At 71.4% G+C, this 20,921-nt stretch carries 16 protein-coding genes; 7 read left to right on the top strand and 9 right to left on the bottom strand.

From position 1 onward, the window contains the following. Positions 1-89 precede the first annotated feature (89 nt). On the top strand, positions 90-1,772 hold the full coding sequence (gene ettA, locus QQX10_RS05340) for an energy-dependent translational throttle protein EttA (RefSeq protein WP_301122066.1): 1,683 nt from the start codon (positions 90-92) through the stop codon (positions 1,770-1,772). Positions 1,773-1,828: 56 nt separating this feature from the next. Here ettA and QQX10_RS05335 read toward each other — a convergent pair whose 3' ends face one another. Continuing rightward, positions 1,829-2,215, bottom strand: a complete 387-nt coding sequence (locus QQX10_RS05335; RefSeq protein WP_301122064.1) for a VOC family protein — start codon at positions 2,213-2,215, stop codon at positions 1,829-1,831. Between the two features lie 39 nt (positions 2,216-2,254). Here QQX10_RS05335 and QQX10_RS05330 point away from each other — a divergent pair, with 39 nt between their 5' ends. After that, entirely contained in the window at positions 2,255-2,734 is a 480-nt protein-coding gene (locus tag QQX10_RS05330) for an acyl-CoA thioesterase (protein WP_301122062.1), read from the top strand. 70 nt (positions 2,735-2,804) lie between these two features. Here QQX10_RS05330 and QQX10_RS05325 read toward each other — a convergent pair whose 3' ends face one another. The 6 genes from QQX10_RS05325 to QQX10_RS05300 all read right to left on the bottom strand — a co-directional run bounded on the left by QQX10_RS05325 (position 2,805) and on the right by QQX10_RS05300 (position 8,837). Then, positions 2,805-3,710 carry a glycine betaine ABC transporter substrate-binding protein gene (locus QQX10_RS05325; protein WP_301122060.1) on the bottom strand — a complete coding sequence of 302 codons (906 nt, stop codon included), beginning with the start codon at positions 3,708-3,710 and terminating at the stop codon, positions 2,805-2,807. Between the two features lie 139 nt (positions 3,711-3,849). Then, the gene (locus QQX10_RS05320) at positions 3,850-4,809 is read right to left on the bottom strand and encodes an ABC transporter permease (protein WP_301122058.1); all 960 of its coding nucleotides are present in this window, start codon (positions 4,807-4,809) and stop codon (positions 3,850-3,852) included. Further along, a complete protein-coding gene (locus tag QQX10_RS05315) occupies positions 4,809-6,101 on the bottom strand; it encodes a quaternary amine ABC transporter ATP-binding protein (protein WP_301122055.1) in 1,293 nt (430 codons plus the stop codon). The genes QQX10_RS05320 and QQX10_RS05315 overlap by 1 nt, the downstream gene beginning before the upstream one ends. 350 nt (positions 6,102-6,451) lie before the next feature. Then, on the bottom strand, positions 6,452-7,324 hold the full coding sequence (locus tag QQX10_RS05310) for an acyl-CoA thioesterase (RefSeq protein WP_301122053.1): 873 nt from the start codon (positions 7,322-7,324) through the stop codon (positions 6,452-6,454). Beyond that, positions 7,324-7,752, bottom strand: coding sequence for a globin (locus QQX10_RS05305; RefSeq protein WP_301122051.1), 429 nt, complete (start codon positions 7,750-7,752; stop codon positions 7,324-7,326). Before QQX10_RS05305 ends, QQX10_RS05310 begins: the two co-directional genes overlap by 1 nt. After that, positions 7,752-8,837: a mechanosensitive ion channel family protein gene (locus QQX10_RS05300; protein ID WP_301122049.1), complete on the bottom strand. Its 1,086-nt coding sequence runs from the start codon at positions 8,835-8,837 to the stop codon at positions 7,752-7,754. The genes QQX10_RS05305 and QQX10_RS05300 overlap by 1 nt, the downstream gene beginning before the upstream one ends. A 66-nt stretch (positions 8,838-8,903) precedes the next feature. Here QQX10_RS05300 and malQ point away from each other — a divergent pair, with 66 nt between their 5' ends. Continuing rightward, positions 8,904-11,048, top strand: coding sequence for a 4-alpha-glucanotransferase (gene malQ, locus QQX10_RS05295; RefSeq protein ID WP_301122047.1), 2,145 nt, complete (start codon positions 8,904-8,906; stop codon positions 11,046-11,048). Between the two features lie 161 nt (positions 11,049-11,209). Here malQ and pepN (QQX10_RS05290) read toward each other — a convergent pair whose 3' ends face one another. Together pepN (QQX10_RS05290) and pepN (QQX10_RS05285) are read right to left on the bottom strand one after the other, a co-directional pair. Then, a complete protein-coding gene (gene pepN, locus QQX10_RS05290) occupies positions 11,210-13,798 on the bottom strand; it encodes an aminopeptidase N (RefSeq protein WP_301122045.1) in 2,589 nt (862 codons plus the stop codon). Between the two features lie 126 nt (positions 13,799-13,924). Further along, positions 13,925-16,525 carry an aminopeptidase N gene (gene pepN / locus QQX10_RS05285; protein ID WP_301122043.1) on the bottom strand — a complete coding sequence of 867 codons (2,601 nt, stop codon included), beginning with the start codon at positions 16,523-16,525 and terminating at the stop codon, positions 13,925-13,927. A gap of 191 nt (positions 16,526-16,716) precedes the next feature. Between pepN (QQX10_RS05285) and QQX10_RS05280 the strand changes: the two genes are divergently transcribed. From QQX10_RS05280 to QQX10_RS05265, 4 genes are read left to right on the top strand one after another with little or no spacing between them, the layout of a single operon-like run. Beyond that, positions 16,717-17,925 carry an SPFH domain-containing protein gene (locus tag QQX10_RS05280; protein WP_301122041.1) on the top strand — a complete coding sequence of 403 codons (1,209 nt, stop codon included), beginning with the start codon at positions 16,717-16,719 and terminating at the stop codon, positions 17,923-17,925. A 5-nt stretch (positions 17,926-17,930) separates the two neighbouring features. Next, the gene (locus QQX10_RS05275) at positions 17,931-19,169 is read left to right on the top strand and encodes a TFIIB-type zinc ribbon-containing protein (RefSeq protein ID WP_301122039.1); all 1,239 of its coding nucleotides are present in this window, start codon (positions 17,931-17,933) and stop codon (positions 19,167-19,169) included. Next, positions 19,169-19,528 carry a hypothetical protein gene (locus QQX10_RS05270; protein WP_301122037.1) on the top strand — a complete coding sequence of 120 codons (360 nt, stop codon included), beginning with the start codon at positions 19,169-19,171 and terminating at the stop codon, positions 19,526-19,528. The genes QQX10_RS05275 and QQX10_RS05270 overlap by 1 nt, the downstream gene beginning before the upstream one ends. Positions 19,529-19,537: 9 nt before the next feature. Next, positions 19,538-20,911, top strand: coding sequence for an MFS transporter (locus QQX10_RS05265; protein WP_301122035.1), 1,374 nt, complete (start codon positions 19,538-19,540; stop codon positions 20,909-20,911). The last annotated feature ends 10 nt before the right edge of the window (positions 20,912-20,921 follow it).

Below are 20,921 nucleotides of genomic sequence, written 5' to 3'. Positions count from 1 at the left end.
GACGCCCCTGCGCCCGGCATCGCTCGCGTAGGCTAGGTCACTGGTATGCGGCGCGGCACGCACGCGCGCACTCGAGACACGGAGCGGCAGTGGCAGAGTTCATCTACACCATGCAGAAGGCGCGCAAGGCGCACGGCGACAAGGTCATCCTCGACGACGTGACCATGGCGTTCTACCCCGGCGCCAAGATCGGCGTCGTGGGCCCGAACGGCGCCGGAAAGTCCACGATCCTCAAGATCATGGCCGGCATCGAGCAGCCCTCGAACGGGGAGGCACGGCTCAGCCCCGGGTACACCGTCGGCATCCTCCTGCAGGAGCCGCCGCTGAACGAGGAGAAGGACGTCATCGGGAACGTCCGTGAGGGCGTGGGCGAGATCTACACCAAGCTCGAGCGCTTCAACCAGATCTCCGAGGAGATGGCCGACCCCGACGCGGACTACGACAAGCTGCTGGCCGAGATGGGCGAGCTCCAGGAGGAGCTCGACCACGCCAACGCATGGGACCTCGACGCCCAGCTCGAACAGGCGATGGACGCGCTGCGGTGCCCGCCGCCGGACGCGGACGTGACGGTCCTCTCGGGCGGTGAGCGCCGCCGCGTCGCGCTGTGCAAGCTGCTGCTGGAGAAGCCCGACCTGCTGCTGCTCGACGAGCCGACCAACCACCTCGACGCCGAGTCCGTGCTGTGGCTCGAGCAGCACCTCGCCAAGTACCCCGGCGCCGTGCTCGCCGTCACCCACGACCGGTACTTCCTCGACCACGTCGCGGAGTGGATCTGCGAGGTCGACCGCGGACGCCTGTACCCCTACGAGGGCAACTACTCGACCTACCTCGAGAAGAAGCAGGAGCGCCTGCAGGTCCAGGGCAAGAAGGACGCGAAGCTCGCCAAGCGCCTCAAGGAGGAGCTCGAGTGGGTGCGGTCGAACGCCAAGGGACGTCAGACCAAGTCCAAGGCGCGCCTGGCCCGGTACGAGGAGATGGCGGCCGAGGCAGAGCGCACCCGGAAGCTCGACTTCGAGGAGATCCAGATCCCGCCGGGCCCGCGCCTGGGCTCGACGGTGATCGAGGCGAAGAACCTCAAGAAGGGCTTCGGCGACCGCGTGCTCATCGACGGGCTCAGCTTCTCGCTGCCGCGCAACGGCATCGTCGGCGTGATCGGCCCCAACGGCGTGGGCAAGACCACCCTGTTCAAGACCATCGTCGGGCTCGAGCCGCTCGACGGCGGCGACCTGAAGGTCGGCGAGACCGTGCAGGTCTCCTACGTCGACCAGAGCCGCGGCGGGATCGACCCGGACAAGTCGCTGTGGGAGGTCGTCTCCGACGGGCTCGACTACATCAACGTCGGCAAGGTCGAGATGCCCTCGCGCGCGTACGTCAGCGCATTCGGCTTCAAGGGCCCGGACCAGCAGAAGGCCGCAGGGATCCTGTCGGGCGGTGAGCGCAACCGCCTCAACCTGGCCCTCACCCTGAAGGAGGGCGGCAACGTCCTGCTGCTGGACGAGCCGACCAACGACCTCGACGTCGAGACCCTCGGCTCGCTCGAGAACGCGCTGCTCGAGTTCCCCGGCTGCGCCGTGGTGGTCTCCCACGACCGCTGGTTCCTCGACCGCGTCGCGACCCACATCCTCGCGTACGAGGGCACCGAGGAGGACCCGGCCAGGTGGTTCTGGTTCGAGGGCAACTTCGAGTCCTACGAGGCCAACAAGGTGGAGCGCCTGGGCGCCGAGGCGGCTCGCCCGCACCGCGTGACCTACCGCAAGCTCACGCGCGACTGACCGCGAGCACCCGTCGACGACGCCCGCGCCTCACCCGAGGCGCGGGCATCGTCGTCTCAGCGGACGCGCTGGACCAGCTGGACCGGATGCCCGTCGGGGTCGTCGACGAAGGCGACGCTGAGGATCCCGTCGCGGAAGGGATGCGGCGCGCGCCGCGCCGTGCCGCCCGCATCGACCGCGAGCCCGTACGCGGCCTCGACGTTGTCGGTCCAGAGGGTGAGGCAGGCGCGGTCGCCGGTGGTGACGGGGGAGAGGCCGTGGCTCTCCGCGGCGGGGCCGGGCAGCGCCAGCCCGAGCGCGAAGCCGCCCATCGCCATCTCGATCTTGACCGGCGCATCGTCCGGGCTGCGGAACGTCTCGGCGAATCCGAACGCCGCGTAGAAGCGCGCCGCGCGCTCGCAGTCGCCCACGAACAGGATGACCTGCGGATCCGTGAACCTCACCGGTCCAGGCTAGGTGCAGGTCCGCGCTAGCGTGAAGGCATGAGCCGGATCCATGTGCCGATCACGCTGCGGTGGTCGGACCTCGACGCCTACGGGCACGTCAACAACGCCGAGATGCTGCGGCTCCTCGAGGAGGCGCGCATCCGCGTGTTCTGGGCGGACCGCTCCGCCGCCGAGGAGCACGAGGTGCCCCACACGGCCCTGATCGCCGGGGGCCCCGACGCGGAGACCATCACCCTGATCGCGGCCCAGCGGATCGAGTACCTGGCGCCTATCCCGTACCTGCGCCGGCCGCTCGACGTCCAGCTGTGGATCGGGCGGCTCGGCGGCGCGAGCATCGAGATCTGCTACGAGGTGTGGTCCCCCGCCGGCGACGAGCCGCGCGCGCTCTACGCCAAGGCCGCGACCACCCTGGTGCTGATCGACGCCGAGTCCAACCGGCCGCGGCGCCTCACCGAGGCCGAGCGCGAGGCGTGGAGCCCGCACCTCGACGAGCCGGTGCGCTTCCGCAACCGCTGAGCCGCCCCGCACGCGCAGAAGGCGCCGGCCACCCGAGGGTGACCGGCGCCTTCTCAGCGATGCGAGAGGATCACGCGGTGAGCGAGTCCACCCACTCCTGGTTCGCGGCGACCCACTCGGACACGATGTCCGCGTAGTCCGACGCGTCCTGGCCGTTGAGCTGGTTCTCGAGGTCGTAGAGGTGGTCGGCGTCCATGGTGAACGCGCCGAGCCACGCGGCGACCTCGGGGAGGTCCTCGGAGATGCCCGCGCGACCGTAGGTCACGATGCTCTCGGCCTCGCCGAGCGTGCCCTCGGGGTCCTCGAGGTTCTTGAGGTCGTACGCGCCGTAGGCCCAGTGCGGCTCCCACAGCGTCACGATGATGTTCTCGCCGTTCGAGGTGGCGGTGTCGAGCTCCGACAGCATCGCGGGGGTCGACGAGGTGATGAAGTCGAGACCCTCGAGGCCGTAGGTCGGGATGACCGCGTCCTGGACGGTGGCGGTGAGGCCCGCGCCCGGCTCGATGCCGACGATCCGGTTGCCGAAGGCGTCCGCGTTGTCGGCGAGCTCGTCGAGCGAGTCGATCGGCGCGTCCGCGTTCACGGCCACGGTCAGCGCGGCGGAGTCGAACCAGGCGCCGAGCTCCTCCATGTCGTCACCGAACTCCTCGATGTACGAGGCGTGGGTGAGGGGCAGCCACACGTCGGTGACGATGTCGTAGTCGCCGTCCGCGACGCCCTGGAAGACGACCGCGGGGTCGGCGTACTCGAGCTCGACGGTGTAGCCCTTGGACTCGAGGATGTTCTCCCAGAGCAGCGAGGTGGCGAGCGACTCGTCCCAGCCGTTGAAGACGGCGAGGGTGAGCTCGCCGCCGGCCATGGCGTCGGAGCCGGAGGTGGCCTCGTCGGCGGCCTCGCCCTCGGAGGACGAGCAGCCCGCGAGCACGAGGCCCGCAGCAGCCGTCACCGCGAACGCGGTGGCAGTGCGCTTGAACATTGGTATTCCTTTCCCGGGTCGCGGTGTCTCCGCGCCCGTGAGCGCATCCGGGTCCTTTCTCCGCGATGCGCACGCGGCCTTGCGGCCGCGAAGCCTGGGTGGGCGCCGCATCGTCCGGGCGGGACGATGCGGCGAAGGGTCAGAGGCTGCCGCCGCCCCCGCCCGCGCCGGGCGAGCGACGGGGCCCGCCGACCTCGACGAGCTCGGCGTCGAAGCGCGCCTGCTCGTCCGCCTCCTTCTTCGCGACGGCGGCACGGCGCCATCGCGAGTAGAGGCCGAGGCCCTTGCCGAACGATGCAGTGAAGCGGTCGAGCAGGATGGCGAGGACGACGACCGACAGGCCCGCCTCGAAGCCGAGCCCGACGTTGAGCGCGGAGATCGCCTGCGCCACGTCGCCGCCGAGCCCGCCGGCGCCGACAAGCCCGGCGATGACCACCATCGAGAGCGACAGCATGATGATCTGGTTGACGCCCGCCATGATCGACGGCATCGCGAGGGGGATCTGGATCTGGCGCAGGATGCGACGGGGGTGCGCGCCGAACGCCTGCCCGGCCTCGACCACCTCCTTGTCGACGCCGCGGATGCCGAGCTCGGTGAGGCGCACGCCGGGGGCCATCGCGAAGATCAGGGTGGCGATGATGCCGGGGGCGACCCCGATGCGGAACAGCCCGAGCGCGGGCACGAGGTACACGAACGCGGGCAGGGTCTGCAGGAAGTCCATGACCGGCTTGAGCACGGCCGAGACCGTGTCGTTGCGGGCGGCCCAGATGCCGAGCGGGATGGAGATCACCACCGCCAGGAAGGCGGCGACCAGCACGAGCGCGAGCGAGTCGACCGCGTTGTCCCACTGGTTGACGCTCATGATGAAGAGCAGGCCGATCGCGGAGCCGAGCGCGAAGCGCCAGCCGCGCGCGAGGAGGGCGGCGGCCGCGACGAGCGCGATCACCACGAGCGCCGGCGGGGTCGCGAAGACCCAGTCGACGGCGTCGAACATCCAGATGAAGAGCTGGCGGAGCGCCTCGAAGAGCCAGGAGAACGTGTCCTCGAGCCAGTCGAAGAAGTCCTTGATCCACGAGCCGACGGGGATGCGGATGTCCATCAGCGGGCCTCCTTGGCGTCGGCGGCGCCGGCTCCGACGGCGCTCTCCAGCAGCTGGTCGACCATCTCGGTCGGCAGCGGGTCGGGTCGGGGGCTGGCCGTGGCGGCCGCCTCGGGCTCCCCGCCCAGCGCCGCGAGCAGAGTGACGCGCGGGATCACGCCGACCAGACGGTCCCGGTGGTCGACGACGCCGAGCGGGAGCGCGGCCTCGAGTGAGGGGATGAACAGGTCGGCGAGCGCGGTGTCGGCGGGGACGGCGCCGTGGTCGGGCTTGACCGCCGGCGTGAGGTCGGTCGATCCCTTCCGCACCAGGTCGAAGACGTCGCGGTCCCGGACCCAACCGACGATGCTGCGGTCGCGGTTGACCACGTACGCGCCCGCGACCTGCTCGTCGCGCATCAGCGTGAGGGCGGCACGGGGGCCCGCACCGGTGTGGACCACCGCGCGGGCGGGCCGCATGACCGACTCCGCCGTGAGCACCTTGGCCCGATCGACGTCCTGGACGAACTGCTCGACGTAGTCGTTCGCGGGGTCCGTGAGGATCTCCTCCGGCGTGCCGATCTGGACGATCCGCCCGTCGCGCATGACGGCGATCCGGTCGCCGATGTACATCGCCTCGTTGAGGTCGTGGGTGATGAAGATGATGGTCTTGCCGAGCTCGGTCTGGAGCTCGAGCAGCTGATCCTGCATGCCGCGGCGGATCAGCGGGTCGAGCGCGGAGAACGCCTCGTCCATCAGCAGGACCTCGGTGTCGGCCGCGAGGGCGCGGGCGAGGCCCACGCGCTGCTGCATGCCGCCCGAGAGCTCCCCGGGGTGCTTCTCCTCCCAGCCGGCGAGCCCGACGATCTCGGTGACCTTCCGGGCGCGGGCGATCCGCTCCTCGCGGCCCATGCCCTGGATCTCCAGGCCGTAGGCGACGTTGTCGATCACGGTGCGGTGGGGGAGCAGCGCGAAGTGCTGGAATACCATCGAGACCTTGGTGCGACGGACCTCGCGCAGGCGCTTCGGGCTGGTCGCCGTGATCGGCTCGCCGCCGATCTCGACGCTGCCCGTGGTCGCGGGGTGGAGCCCGTTGAGCATGCGGATCAGGGTCGACTTGCCCGAGCCCGACAGACCCATGACGACGAAGATCTCGCCGCGCATGACCTCGAAGGAGGCGTCGATGACGGCGGCGGTGGCGCCGCCGAGCTGGTCTCGGGGGGTGCCGGCGCGGAGCTTGTCCACGGCGGCCTCGGCATTGCGGCCGAAGACCTTGTACAGGCCCTCCGCCTTCAAGGCGATCGCGTCGTTCACGGGTCCTCAGGCTTCACTCGGGTGGGCGAAGGCCTCGGCAAGCGAGGGGACTCGCAGCCGTCGGACGGCAATCACGGGCCCGCCGGCGACACCGCGGGGCGGCGTTGCTCACACTCCGCAGCACCGCGTCGGGCGGGCGCGTCAGGAGGTCTTCGGCTGGTCATTGACGCCTCAGCCGGCCGGGTACAGCCAGGCGAAGCGGCTCGCCGACCGTAACAACGACCCCCGGGGGGTTGTCCAACTCAGGCAGCAGGCTTTATCGAATCGTTACACGGCGCCGTGGTGTCCGGTCGGCCGGTGAGACCGGTGACATCCGTGGTCCTACGAGGCATGACGGACCAGTCAGCCCGCTACATCCGGATCATGCCCTCCTGGGCCGCGGAGGCGACCAGGGTACCGTCCTGCGCGTAGATCCGCGCCGCGGTCAGGCCGCGACCGCCCCGGGCGTTGGGCGCCTCCTGGACGAACAGCAGCCACTCGTCGGCGCGCGCCGGCCGGTACCACCACATCGCATGGTCGAGGCTGGCGACGGCCACCCCCGGCGTCACCCACGAGGCCCCGTGGCGACGCAGCAGCGGCTCGAGCATCACCTGGTCCGAGCCGAACGCCAGGAGCGCGCGGTGCATCAGGTCGGGGGCGTCGATCGGCCGGCGCACGCGCATCCAGGCCATCTGGGTCGACTTCGGCTCCGCGTCCGGCCCCAGGAAGAGCGAGCCGTCGAGGTGGCGCACGTCGAACGGTGCCTTCGTGAGCCAGAAGTCGGCGGAGGGGTGGCCGGCGAACGGAGCCATGATGTCGACGCCCGACGCGGCCTCCTCCGGACCGGGCACCGCGGGCATGGGCGCCGCGTGCTCCGGTCCCTCCTGCTCCAGCTGGAAGGACGCGATCAGGGACAGGATCGGCTTGCCGTTCTGGAGCGCATGCGTGCGGCGCGCGGAGAAGGAGCCGCCGTCGCGGAGGATCTCGACCTCGAACTGGATCGGCTGGGTGGCGTCGCCCGCGCGGAGGAAGTACCCGTGCAGCGAGTGGGCGAAGCGGTCCTCGGCCACGGTGGCGCCCGCCGCGAGCAGCGACTGCGCGAGCACCTGCCCGCCGAACACGCGGCCGCGCGGCATCGGCAGCGAGTCGCCCTCGAAGCTCGTGTCGCCGAGCCGGCGCAGGTCCAGGGCGGCCATGCCGGAGGCGACCGCGGCGTCCGCCCAGATGTCCTCGACGCGCTCCATCAGCCCTCCTCGAACGTGTTCACCATGGAATGCGCCGCGCGCTCCAGGTAGTCCATCAGGGTGACGGCGTGCAGCGGAGCGAGGTTCTGGCGTGCGACGGCCTCGCGCATGTGGGCGATCCACCGGTCGCGCGCGTCGGGGTTGACGCGGAACGGCTGGTGGCGCATGCGCAGCCGCGGGTGACCTCGCCGATCGGAGTACGTGGTGGGACCGCCCCAGTACTGCTCGAGGAACAGCGTGAGGCGCTCGACGGCGCCCTCCATGTCGTCCTCCGGGTACATGGGTCGGAGCACCGGATCCCCCGCGACGCCGTCGTAGAACGCGCGCACGATCGCGTCGAAGGTCGCGTGCCCTCCGACCGCCTCGAAGAAGCTCTGGCCCTCGTCCTGAGCGGGACCCGCTCCGACGTTCATGCCCGGCTGGCTCATCAGTCGTCCGCGGCGTCGTTGGGCGGAGGGAGCGGCCGGCCGTCGGCATCGGTCGGCTGATCTCCGGAGTCGGTGCGCGCAGAGTCGTGCACCGCGCGGTTCGGCGCCGTCGAGGACACCATCATGGCGTCGCCCGGCACGGCGAGCTCGATGCCCCGCTCCGCGAGGATGGTCCGCAGCTGCCGACGGATCTCGCGCATGATGTCCCACTGCGTCGACGGGTTCACCTGAACCAGGAGCCGCAGCATCACCGCGTTGTACTCGAGCGACTCGACCCCGGCGACCTCCGGCTCGGACAGCACGTTGGCCGCGACCTGGTCGGAGGCGCCCTTGGCGGCCTCGACCGCGTCGAGCATCGCCTGACGGGCGGCCTCGATGTCGGTGTCGTAGGCGAAGCGGGCCTCGACGAGCGCGCGCGACCACAGCCGCGTCATGTTGCCCACGCGCGTGATCTCGCCGTTGGGGATGTACCAGACGGTCCCGTCGAGGGACCGCAGCCGGGTCGACCGGATCCCGACCTCCTCGACCGCTCCGGAGGCCTCGCCCAGGTCGACCACGTCGCCGACGCCGTACTGGTCCTCGATCAGCATGAACACGCCGGTGAGCACGTCCTTGACGAGCGACTGCGCGCCGAAGCCCAGCGCCACGCCCACGATGCCGGCGGAGGCGAGCATGCCGCTCACCGGGATGCCCAGCACGGTGAGCAGCGTCATGACGAACGTCGCGATCAGCACCACGGCGAGGGCCGACGTCATCACGCGCTTGAGGGTGTGGGCGCGCTGGCTCCGACGCTCGGTCTCGAGCCGCAGCTCCATCGTGTCGGGCTCCGGCATCGGGATGCGTGCCTTCTTGAGCGCTCGGCGCGTCCGCGCGTCCTGGAACGGGGTCCCTCGCTCGATCCCCTTGGTCACGCCCTTGATCAGGCCGCGACCGACGAACCAGGCGAGCAGCAGCAGGACGGTCACGACGAGCATCGCGAGCGCGCCGTCCTCGAGGTTCGAGATCCACCCGTCGATCAGCTCCTGCGCCTCCGCGCTGCTGGTGGGCACGGGCTCGGGGGTCGCCGACGCGGTGAGGAAGATCACGCGCCCCACCTTAGACGAGGGCGCGCCAGCGCCCGCATCCGCCCAGCATCGTGGCAGGATGAGCGTGTGAACGATGCGCCCGAGGTCGAGCGCGAGCTGCCGTCGGAGGCCCTCGCGGCGCTCGCGCGCGCGTGCCGCGTGTCCGTCGAGTACTACGCCATCGACGGAACCCTGGTCCAGTGCTCCGCTCCCGCGATCCGCGCGGCCCTCGCCGCGATGGGGGTCGACGCCGGCTCGGACGTCGCGTGCGAGCGCTCCCTCGAGGCCCTCGAGGACCTCGAGTGGAGCCGGCTGGTGCCGCCCGTGGTGGTGGTGACCGCCGGCGACGCCCTCGAGCTGCCCGTCCACGTCGACGACGGCGACGAGGTCGATGTGACGCTGCGCCTCGAGAGCGGCGAGACGCGCGAGATGGAGCAGCTCGACCGGTGGGTGCCGCCGCGAGAGGTCGCGGGGACGATGCGCGGCCGGGCGACCTTCCTGGTCCCACCCGATCTTCCCCTGGGCTGGCACGTGGTCGAGGCCGTGTCCGGTGGGCGCCGCGGGCGCGGGCACATCGTGATCGCCCCCGCCCAGGTTGAGATCGACCCGGCGATCCGCGCGGCCCGGCCGTGGGGTCTCACGGTGCAGCTGTACTCGTTGCGCTCGGAGCGCTCGTGGGGCGTGGGCGACCTGGCCGACCTCGCGGATCTGTGCGCGCTGGGCAAGGCGCGCGCGGAGGCCGAGTTCGTCCTGGTGAACCCGCTGCACGCGACGGAGCCGGTGGCGCCGATCACCAACTCGCCGTACCTGCCGACGTCCAAGCGGTTCCTCTCGCCCCTCTACATCCGTGTCGAGGACATCCCCGAGGTCGCGTACCTGCCGTCGCAGCAGCGCGCGCTCCTGGCGTGGGAGGCGGAGAAGCCTCAGCGCCTCAACGAGTCGGACGAGCTGCTCGACCGCAACGCGGTGTGGAGGCTCAAGTCCGCCGCGCTCGAGGAGGTGTTCAAGGCGCCCCGCTCCGCGGGCCGCGACGCGCTCTTCGAGCAGTTCTGCCTCCGCGAGGGCGCCGCTCTCGAGGACTTCGCCACGTGGTGCGCGATCTCCGAGGCGCACCGCGGGCTGCCCTGGCCCGACGAGTTCGACTCCCCGACGTCCGCGGCGGTGGCGGCCTGGCGCGACGAGCACGCCGACCGGGTCCTGTACTACGCGTGGCTCCAGTGGATCGCCGACGAGCAGCTCGAGCGGGCGCAGGCCGCCGCGACCCGCGCCGGCATGAGCATCGGCGTGATGGTCGACCTCGCGGTCGGCGTGCACCCCGAGGGGGCGGACGCATGGTCCTCCCAGCGCGTGCTGGCGCAGGGGATCAGCCTGGGCGTGCCGCCGGACTACTACAACGCGATGGGCCAGGACTGGTCGATCCCGCCGTGGCAGCCGCGCGCCCTGGAGGCCGCCGCGTACCTGCCGTTCCGGGACATGGTGCGTGCGGCGGCGCGTCACGCCGGCGCCCTGCGGATCGACCACGTGCTCGGCATGTTCCGCCAGTGGTGGGTCCCGGCCGGGCACCCGCCGCTCGACGGCGCGTACGTGTACCTCGACCACGAGGCGCTCATCGGGATCATCGCGCTCGAGGCGCAGCGCGCCGGCACGATCGTGATCGGCGAGGACCTCGGCACCGTCGAGCCGTGGGTGCGCGACTACCTGCACTCCCGCGGGATCCTCGGCACGTCCATCGTCTGGTTCGAGCGCCATGACGACGGCGCCCCGCGCCTGCCCGAGGACTACCGCGCGGACACGCTCGCGGCCGTCACCACGCACGACCTGCCCCCGACGCCCGCGTACCTCGCGGGCGAGCACGTGACGCTGCGGGCCGAGCTCGGCATGCTCGGCGAGGGCGGGATCGAGGCGGCGCAGGCGGAGGCGGAGCGCGAGCGTCAGGCGTACATCGACGTGATGCTCGAACGCGGCTGGATCCTGGGCGACTACAACGAGGAGGACCTGGTCGCCGGCCTGCACCGGTGGGTGCTCGACAGCCCCTCGCTCCTCACGGGCGTCGCGATCACCGATGCGGTGGGCGACCGTCGTGCCCAGAACATGCCGGGCACGGACACCGAGTACCCGAACTGGTGCGTGCCGATCACCGACGGCAACGGCGAGCCCGTGCTGCTGGACGACCTGTTCGAGCACCCGCGTGTGCGGCGGCTGTTCCGCGCGATCAAGGCGGCCCGCTCCTGACCACCCCCCCGGACGGTGCGCACGGAGTGCGTCCCGGGTCTGCGGCGTGTCACGACGGTTCGCGCCGCGACACGCCGACCAACCGGGACCAGCTCCGTGCGGACTGTCCGACGGGGAGGGCCGGGGCGGAAGGCTCGCGGGCCGGGGCGTGCCTCGGCCGGTCAGCGCGCGGAGCGGCTGACCGCCTGCGCCACGGCCGCGCGGCGCACGTGGTCGAGCGCCTCGATCACGGCCTTGCGCAGCACGGACGGCGCATCGGCGTTCGCCGTGAGCCACGTCTCGAGCCGTTCGGCGATCCCGTCGACGCGCCCGGTGAGCGCGGTCGGCAGCACCGCCTTGACCACCCGTGCGCCGACGAAGCCGGCGTTCGCGTCGTAGTAGCCGCGGAGCCCCGCGAGCAGGTCGTCGAGCAGCGGGACGAGCAGCCGCGGGTCGACGGCGCGCGCGAGACCGGCGGCGAGCTCGAACTGGACGGCGTTCGTGGCGGGTCCGGTCGCCGGGTGGGCCAGCGCGTCCCAGGCGGCGCGCTTGGCGTCCGGTGACGCGATCGCCGCCCGCGCGCCGGCCGCTCGCCGCTGGCCCGCCGAGGTCACGTCGCGCGCCGCGTACACGTCGACCTGCTCGAGCGTGGCCGCGCCGGACGCGGCCATCCCCGCCACCAGGTCCCAGCGCAGGTCGGAGTCGAGCGGCAGCCCCTCGAGCTCGGCGGAGCCGTCGACCAGGGCCCGCAGGCGCTCACCCTGATCGGGGGTGGTCGCGAACCACGCGTAGGCCTTGAGCAGCTGGAGCTGGGGATCGCCGCCCGGGGCGGCCCCCGCGAGCGCGGCCCACATCCGCTCGGCCGCCGCCTCGGTCAGCGGCAGCGTGAGCTCGGGCGCGACGTAGCGCGTCAGCGCGAACACGGTCAGGCGCACATGCGACTCAGCAGTCGCGGAGTTGCGCAGGCGCGGCAGGAGGGTGAGCACGGCGTCGACGTAGACCTGCGCGGGCAGCGACCCGTCGCGGACCATGTGCCAGAGCGCGTCGAGCACGGTCGCCTGCACCATCGGCTCGTCGATCGCGCGGATGCCGTCGCGCAGCGTCTCGAGCGAGCGGTCGTCGAGGTGGAGCTTGGCGTACGTCAGGTCCTGGTCGTTGACCAGCAGCAGGTCGGGCGCGGCAAGACCCACCGCGGCGCCCACCTCGGTGAGCTCGCCGTCGAGGCCCACGTCGACGCTCCAGGACCGGTGCAGGCCCTCCTCGCCGAGGAGGTATCCGGCGACGCGCACGCGGTGCGGGCGGCCGACCGGGTGCTCGGCCGGCACGTCCTCGGCGATCGCCAGGCGGGAGATGCGGCCCGCATCGTCCTCCGTCACGATCGCGCGCAGCGTGGTGACGCCGGGCGTCTCGAGCCAGACCCTCGCCCAGGCGTCCAGGGGCCGGTCGGCCGCCTGCTCGACCTCCGCGAGGAACTCGGCGAGCGTGGCGTTGCCGTGGCGGTAGCGCTTGAGATACGACGCTACGCCGCGGAAGAAGACCGCCTCGCCCACCTGCTCGGCGAGCTGCTTGAGCGCGGACGCGCCCTTGGCGTACGTGATCATGTCGAACGCGGAGACCGTCGCCTCCGTGTCGGGGACCTCGGTCACGATCGCGTGCGTGGTCGGGAGCTGGTCCTGGACGTAGGCGACCGATTTCCGGTCGGCCGCGAACGTGACCCACGCATCGGTCCACTCGGACACCTCGGCCGCGGCCCACGTGCCGATGAACTCAGCGAAGGACTCGTTCAGCCACAGGTCGTCCCACCAGCGCATCGTCACGAGGTTCCCGAACCACATGTGGGCGAGCTCGTGGAGCACCACCACGGTGCGGAACTCCAGGTTCGCCGCGGACGCGCGTCCGCGGAACAGCAGCCGGTCCTCGGAGATGGTGACGCAGCCGATGTTCTCCATCGCGCCCAGGTTGTACTGGGGGACGTAGATCTGGTCGTACTTCTCGTACGGGTAGTCGGTGCGGAACACGCGCTCGTAGAGGTCGAGCCCGGCCTGGGTATCCGCGAGGACGCGCTCGGCGTCGAAGTGCTCCTCGAGCTCGCGGCGCCCGTACACGCGCGCGGGGACGTCGCCCTTGGCGCTGTGCAGGAGCCCCTCGTGGAACGCGTACGGCCCGGCCACCACCGCGGCGCCGTAGGTGGGGATCGGCGCGGTCGGGCCGAAGCTCCATCGGGCGGTGCCGTGGTCCGCGTCGGCGACCGTCGCGAGGCCGTCGAGGGGCTCGGGCTCGGGCGTGGGGGAGTTCGACACCACCACCCAGTGATCCGGAACGGTCACGGTGAAGGTGAACGGCGCCTTGAGGTCGGGCTGGTCGAAGCACGCGAAGGCGGCGCGCGCGTCGTTGGCCGCGAACTGGCTGTAGAGGTAGACCTCCCCGTCCGCCGGGTCGACGAACCGGTGGATCCCCTGGCCGTCGTTCCGATAGGCGAAGTCGCCGGCGACGCGCAGGGTGTTCCGCGCGCGGAGAGGAGCGAGCACGATGCGGCCCTCGGCGTGGAGGACCGGGTCCAGGGCCTCCCCGTTGAGCTCGATGAGGTCGATGCGCGCGCCTGCGGCCTCGATGAAGGTCGAGGCCCCGTCGACCGCGTCGAACTCGACCACGGTGTCCGAGCGGAAGGTGTCCGCGGTCGCGGTGAAGTCGAGGTCGACGCGGTAGGAGACGTTCGCGACAGTGGCGGCGCGCTCGACCGCCTCCGCCTTCGTGAGGTTCAGGCCTGGCATGGGGTCCAGTCTGTCAGGGGTGACGCGCTCGTCGCGCGGCGAGGGTCCCGGCGTCCTACGGGGAGGTGAGTGCCCTCGGGGGACGATGCGCGCCTCCTGCGGGGAGGTGATCCCCGCAGGAGGCGCTCAGCCCTCGTAGGCGAGGTCCGCAGCCTGCGCCATGAGCGCGCGGCGGACGCCGTCCTTGCCCTCGACCACCAGACGGCGGAGGGCGTCATGCGCATCCGCGTTCGCCTCGAGCCACGCGAAGGCCTTGTCCTGCAGGTCGGGCACGCGCCCGGCGAGCTGGACGGGGTACAGGCCCTCGATGAGGTTCGCGGCGATCTCGTTGGTCTTCTCCGCGTAGATGCGGCGGAGCGCGGCGAAGTACTCGTCGACGAACGGCGCGAGCAGCGCGGCGTCGTGGGCGTGGTTGAAGCCCGCGATGGTGCCGTACTGGAGCGCGTTCGGCAGGTCCACCTCCGCGTTGATGAGCGCGTCGAACGCGGCCCGCTTCGCCTCAGGCGTCGCGATCGCGGCGCGGGCGTGCGCGGCACGGCGCTGCCCGGACGCGGTCGCGTCCTTGGTGAGCTGCACCTCGATGGCGAACTCGGACGCGCGCCCGCCCGCCACCAGCGACGTCAGCAGGTCCCACGTGAGGTCGGTGTCGAGCTCGAGGCCGTTGATCGCGATCTTCCCGTCGATGACGGCCTGCACCGTGTCGTACATCGGCTCGGTGTTGGCGAGCGAGGCGAAGGCCTTGAGGAACTGGAGCTGGCTGTCCGAGCCGGGTGCGGCGGCGAGCATCAGCGTCCAGACCTCGCGCGCGGCGTCCGACTGGGTCGCGTCCGACACCGTCGGGTGCACGTAGACGCCCAGCGTGGTCGCGAGCTGGCGCAGCAGCACCAGCACCGTGGTCGACTCGGTCTCGGCGCCGATGTTCTTCAGCACCAGCTCGACGTACTGGCGCGCCGGCATCTCCGCGTCGCGCGTCATGTCCCAGGCGGAGGCGAGCACCATCGAGCGCGCCAGCGGGTCGGTGAACTTCGACACGTGCTCGACCGCGGTGGCCAGCGAGGCCTCGTCGAGGCGGACCTTCGCGTAGGCCAGGTCGCCGTCGTTGACCAGCAGCAGCGCGGGGCGCGGCTTGCCGACCAGCGCGGGGATCTCCGTACGCTCCCCGTCGATGTCCACCTCGACCGACAGGACGCGTTCGAGCACCTCGTCACCCTCGTCGTTCACCGTGAGGTCGTAGCCGCCGATGCCCAGACGATGCGGGCGCTGGGTCGGCCACTCGGCGGGCACCTCCTGGAGGACGGCGAAGGAGGTGATGATCCCCGCATCGTCCGTCTCGATCTCCGGGCGCAGCGTCGTGACGCCGGCCTTCTGGAGCCACACGTCCGACCAGCCGGACAGGTCGCGGCCGGAGGCCTTCTCGAGCTCGACCAGCAGGTCGTTCAGCGTCGCGTTCGCGTGGTGGTGCTTGCGCATGTACTCGGCGACGCCGGCGAAGAACTCGTCCTGGCCCACCCACGCGACCAGCTGGCGCAGGACGGATGCGCCCTTGGCGTAGGTGATGCCGTCGAAGTTGACCTCGACGTCCTCGAGGTCCTTGATGTCGGCCATGATCGGGTGCGTCGACGGGAGCTGGTCCTGGCGCAGCGCCCACGACTTCTCGAGGGCGTTGAACGTCACCCACGAGTTCGTGTACCTGGTGACCTCCGCGGTCGCGAGCGTCGACGCGAACTCGGCGAACGACTCGTTGAGCCACAGGTCGTTCCACCACTTCATGGTGACCAGGTCGCCGAACCACATGTGGGCGAGCTCGTGCAGGACCGTGACCGTGCGGCGCTCGACGCGCGCCTGCGCGGTCTTGGACCGGAAGACGTAGTCCTCGAGGAAGGTGACGCAGCCGGCGTTCTCCATGGCGCCCGCGTTGAACTCCGGCACGAAGATCTGGTCGTACTTCTCGAACGGGTAGTCCGTCTCGAACTTCTCCTCGTAGAAGGCGAAGCCCTTCTGCGTGTCGTCGAGGATCACATCCGCGTCGAGGAACGGCGCGAGACCCTTGCGGCAGTACACGTTGGCGCTCAGCGTGCCCTTGCGGGACTCCACCGTCCCGACCACCTCGTGGTACGGGCCCGCGACGATCGCGGTGACGTAGCAGGGGATGCGGGTGGTCGGGGAGAACGACCAGCGCGCGACGCCGCGCGCGGTGCCGGCGATCTCGAGCGACCCGTCGACGGCCTCCTTGGTGGACGGCGAGTTCGACAGCACGTGCCAGTGCTCCGGCGCCGTCACGGTGAAGGTGAACGAGGCCTTGAGGTCGGGCTGCTCGAACACGGCGTAGACGCGGCGCGTGTCGGCGACCTCGAACTGCGAGTAGAGGTACACCTCGCCGTCCTCGGGGTCGACGAACCGGTGCAGGCCCTCGCCGGTGTTCATGTAGGCGCAGTCGGCGACCACCGTGAGCTCGTTGTCCGCCGCGAGGGACGGCAGCGAGATCCGCGAGTCCGCGAAGTGCGTCGCCGGGTCGAGCTCCTCGCCGTTGAGGACGATGCTGACGACGGCCGGCGCGATCAGGTCGATGAACGTGCTCTCGCCGGGGGTGGCGGTGAAGCGGACGGTCGAGGTCGAACGGAAGGTGGTGTTCGACGAGGTGAGGTCGAGGTCGACGAGGTAGGCGTCGACGGCGACGATGGCGGCGCGGGCCTGGGCCTCGGCGCGCGTGAGGTTCGTACCTGGCATGGCGAGATTGTGTCAGAAACCTGTGTCATTCGCGTTGCGCTGATAATTCCATCACTGCGAAATGGCTGGGAGCCTGGTGTCCCGCCTTGCCCGGCCCCCGGCCGCGGGATAGTGTCGCGACGGACATGCGCCGCGGGCGCACAGGCGTGGGGGCGTCGGGACCCGGCTCCTCCCCGAGGGCAGGAGCAGTGATGGGATTCATCCAGATCGCGGTCGGCGCGGCATGGGACTCGCTCAAGTCGACGTTCGGGGACCAGTTCCTCGACTTCCTGGTCCCGCCCGCCGGCGTCGGCGACACCGCGGTGGTGTTCCCCGCCGTGACGCAGGGGACCAACGCCGGGCGCGGACAGAACACCCGCGGCTCCGAGAACATCATCACCAACGGCTCCGTCATCATCGTCCCCGAGGGCTACGGGCTGCTCACCTTCCAGGACGGCGCGGTCACCGCGGTCGTGGCCGAGCCCGGCGCGTTCCGCTGGGACAGCGAGGACCAGAACTCGAAGTCCGTGTTCAGCGGCGGCGGGCTCCTGAGCTCGACGTTCACCACCTCGTGGGAGAGGTTCAAGTTCGGCGGACGCCCGGGCAGCCAGCAGCTCGCGTTCTACGTCAACCTCAAGCAGATCCCGAACAACCGCTTCGGCACGCAGAGCCCGATCTACTGGGACGACCGCTACCTCAACGCGCAGGCCGGTGCGATCACCCGCGGCACCTACGTGCTCAAGGTGGTCGACCCGATCCTGTTCGTGAAGAACCTGGTGCCCGCCTCCTACATCTCTGCAGGGGCCCGCCCGTTCGACATCACGGAGCACACGAACCCCGTCTCCGAGCAGCTGTTCAGCGAGGTCGTGGGCTCCCTGGCCGGGGCCTTCAGCCGCTACGTCAACGACGCCGACAAGGAGCACCGGATCACCCGCATCCAGGGCGACTCCGTCGGCTTCGCCAAGTCCCTCGCGGACGAGGTCGAGGCGAACTACGAGTGGGAGTCCGGGCGCGGCCTGCAGATCGAGTCCGCGACCCTGGTCGCGATCGAGTACGACGAGGACACGACCGCGCTCCTGAGCGACGTGCGCCGCGCCGACGCCCTCTCCGGCGGCCGCTCGGACACCTTCCTCAAGCAGTCCGTCGCGCGCGGGGTGCAGGCCGCCGGCGAGTCGGGTGGCGGCGGCACCGGCCTGGCGATGATGGGCATGGGGATGGGCGCGATCGGCAACCTGGTCCCGCCCACGCCCACGCCCGGGGCGGCGCCCGCCGCCGCGACGGCCGGCGCGCCCGCGCCCGCCCCCGCGCAGGCCCCGGCCGACCCGGCCGTCCAGCTCGCCCAGTACAAGAAGATGCTCGACGACGGCCTCATCAACGAGGACGACTTCGAGGCGCTCAAGAAGAAGGTGCTGGGGCTCTAGACGCGATGACCACCCCCGACCAGGGCGGAGCCGCGCCCGAGCCCGGATGGACGCCCGAGCCCGTGCCCGAGCCGGCCGGCCCCGCGGAGAACGCCACCCCGGCCGGCGCGAAGGACGGGCTGGTCCGCTGCGCCCGCTGCGGCGCGACGGACGTCGCCTACCGGCCAGAGACGGGCACGCTCGTGTGCGAGTTCTGCCGCTACGAGTGGACCGAGGCACGCCTCGACGAGGCGATGGGGCTGTCGGAGGGGATCGCCGACCTGCGGGGACGCACGCTGTCGACCGCGTCGGCCGACATCACCGACGACGAGACGCTCATGACCTTCAAGTGCTCCGGCTGCGGCGCGGAGGTGGTGGTCGACACGGCGCGCAGCCTCCAGGCCCGCTGCCACTGGTGCAAGCACGTGCTCTCGATCAACAACCGGATCCCCAACGGCGCGGTGCCCGACGGGATCCTGCCGTTCTCGGTGACCCGCGAGCAGGCGATGGAGTCGATCTCGGCGTTCGTGGCCAAGCGCAAGTCGTTCGCGCATCCCGAGTTCGAGAAGACCTTCCGGCCCGAGAACGTCATGGGCGTGTACATCCCGTACATGACGGTCGACGGGAAGGTCACGGCGCGGCTCGACGGCGTGGGCGAGATCGGCCGGGGCCGGGTCAAGGTCGGCGAGAACAACTACGAGTACAAGGTGGACCGCTACGCCGTGGCCCGCGAGCTCGACCTCGAGATCGACGACGTGATCGTCGAGACCTCCGCGTCGAAGGCCGATATCCACGCGACGGAGAGCACCAACAACATCATCAACTCGATCCTCCCGTTCGACGTGAAGAACATCGTCCGGTTCAACGCGTCCTTCCTGGGCGACGAGTACACCTCGGAGCGCCGCGACATGGACGTCGACCACGCGGACGACGCCGCGTACGCGCACATGCTCACGATCGCGCGGGGCTCGGCCGCCGCCTCGGTGGGCCGGTACGACCGCGGCGTGCGGTGGGAGCAGGAGCAGCTGAGCGTGACGGGCACGCGCTGGACGTCGGTCCTGCTGCCCGTCTGGCTCTACGGCTTCGAGGAGAAGGGCCGGCACGGCTCGGTGACGCACTACCTCGCGGTCAACGGCCGCAGCCGCGCCACCATGGGGTCGGTCCCGATCAACACCTCCAAGGCGCGTCGCGTGGCGTTCGGCGTCGCCGCCGCCGCGTCGGTCGTCACCTGGCCGATCGCGTTCCTGATCATGAGGGGGATCTGATGGGCGGCAACTCCGACGGCAGCCCGCTGATCGCGCTGTTCCTGTTCGCGCTCGGCCCGGGGGCAGGCGTCGCGGTGTGGATGTGGATCCAGGGCCACTACCGGAACCGCTCGGCGAGGTACCGGCCCGAGGAGGTGGTCCGGACCCACGTGGTGGACCTGCGTGGCGACGATGCGCTGGTGAGGCGCCTGCGGACGCGGTCGGGCAGCATCGACGGCGGCAACGAGCTGCGCCCCGAGCAGCGGGCGCGCGTGTGGCGCGTGATCGAGGCCCCCGTGGAGGCGCCGCCCGAGCCGCACCCGACGGCCGAGGACCTCGCCGACCCGGACGGCGGCGACCCGGGTCCGGGCCCCGCCTAGACTCGGCTGGTGCCGCCCGAGCCGTCGCCCGCATCGTCCCCGTCGCCCGCCTCCGGGAGGCGCGGGCTGTCGCGCCACCTGGTGGACCTCGCGCCGCTGCGCGCGAGCCCGGCCTTCGCGCGCCTGTGGATCGGCGGCGCGATCTCCGGGATCGGCGCCTTCATGACCCAGGTCGCCGTGGGCCTCCAGGTCTACGAGATCACCGAGTCGACCTTCATGGTCGGCCTCGTGGGCGGCATCGCGCTGCTGCCGATGATCATCGCCGGGCTCTGGGGCGGGGTGATCGCCGACGTCTTCGACCGCCGCAGGGTGCTGATCGTGGCGTCGCTGACCGCGTGGGCGTCCACCGTGGCGCTCGCGGCGCTGTCCTTCCACGACCAGCACCTGCACGCCGACGGCACGCACGCGGCCGTGTGGCACTTCTTCGTCGTCACCACCCTCAGCGCCGTCGCGTCGACGGTCTCCAACGCGACGCGTGGCTCGGTGGTCGGCCGCATCCTGCCCGCGGACATGATCAGCCGGGCCACCGCGCTCAACGGGATCTCCTTCGGCGTGATGCTGACGGTGGGACCCGCGCTCGCGGGCGTGCTGGCGGCCGGCGTGGGCCTGCCGTGGACGTTCACGGTGGACGCCGTGCTGTTCAGCGCGGGATTCCTGGGCATCTGGATGCTGCCGTCCCTGCCGCGGCTGGGGGAGCGGGTGGAGGCGGGGTGGCCGGTGCTCAAGGAGGGGCTCGCGTTCCTGCGCCGCAGCCCCAACATCCGCATGAGCTTCGTCGTCGACATCATCGCCATGACGTTCGGGCGCCCTTACGTGCTGTTCCCCGCGCTCGGCGCCACGCTGGTCGGCGGCGGCGCGCTGACCGTCGGGGCGCTCGCGGCCGCCGGCGCGGTCGGGACGATGCTGACGAGCCTGTTCTCGGGGCCCGTCGCGCGGGTCCATCGCCATGGCGTGGCGATCTCCCGGGCGATCCAGGTGTTCGGCGTGTTCGCCGCGCTGTTCGGGCTGACCACGCTCGTGGCGACCGCCGTGGAGCACGAGCCCGCCGAGGGCTGGGGCGGCGTGCACTGGCCCACGCTTGCCGTGCTCGCGCTGTGCATGGCCGGGATGGGCGCCGCGGACGAGGTCAGCGCGATCTTCCGTCAGACGATGATCATCCAGGCCGCGCCCGACGAGATGCGCGGGCGCCTCCAAGGAGTCTTCGTCGTCGTGGTGACCGGGGGGCCGCGCCTCGGCGACATGTACGCGGGCGCGCTGGCCGCCGCCGTCGCGCTGTGGTTCCCCCCGCTGCTCGGCGGAGTGCTCGTGATCGCCCTGATCGCGATCCTCACGCGCGCGCAGCGGGCATGGCGCGAGTACGACGCGCAGGCGCCGACACCCTGAGGCGGGGCCT

It is taken from the genome of Demequina lignilytica, from assembly GCF_030418305.1.
Lineage (GTDB): Bacteria > Actinomycetota > Actinomycetes > Actinomycetales > Demequinaceae > Demequina > Demequina lignilytica.
Note: the sequence above shows the minus strand (reverse complement) of the source record. Positions and strands in the feature narration are given on the sequence as shown.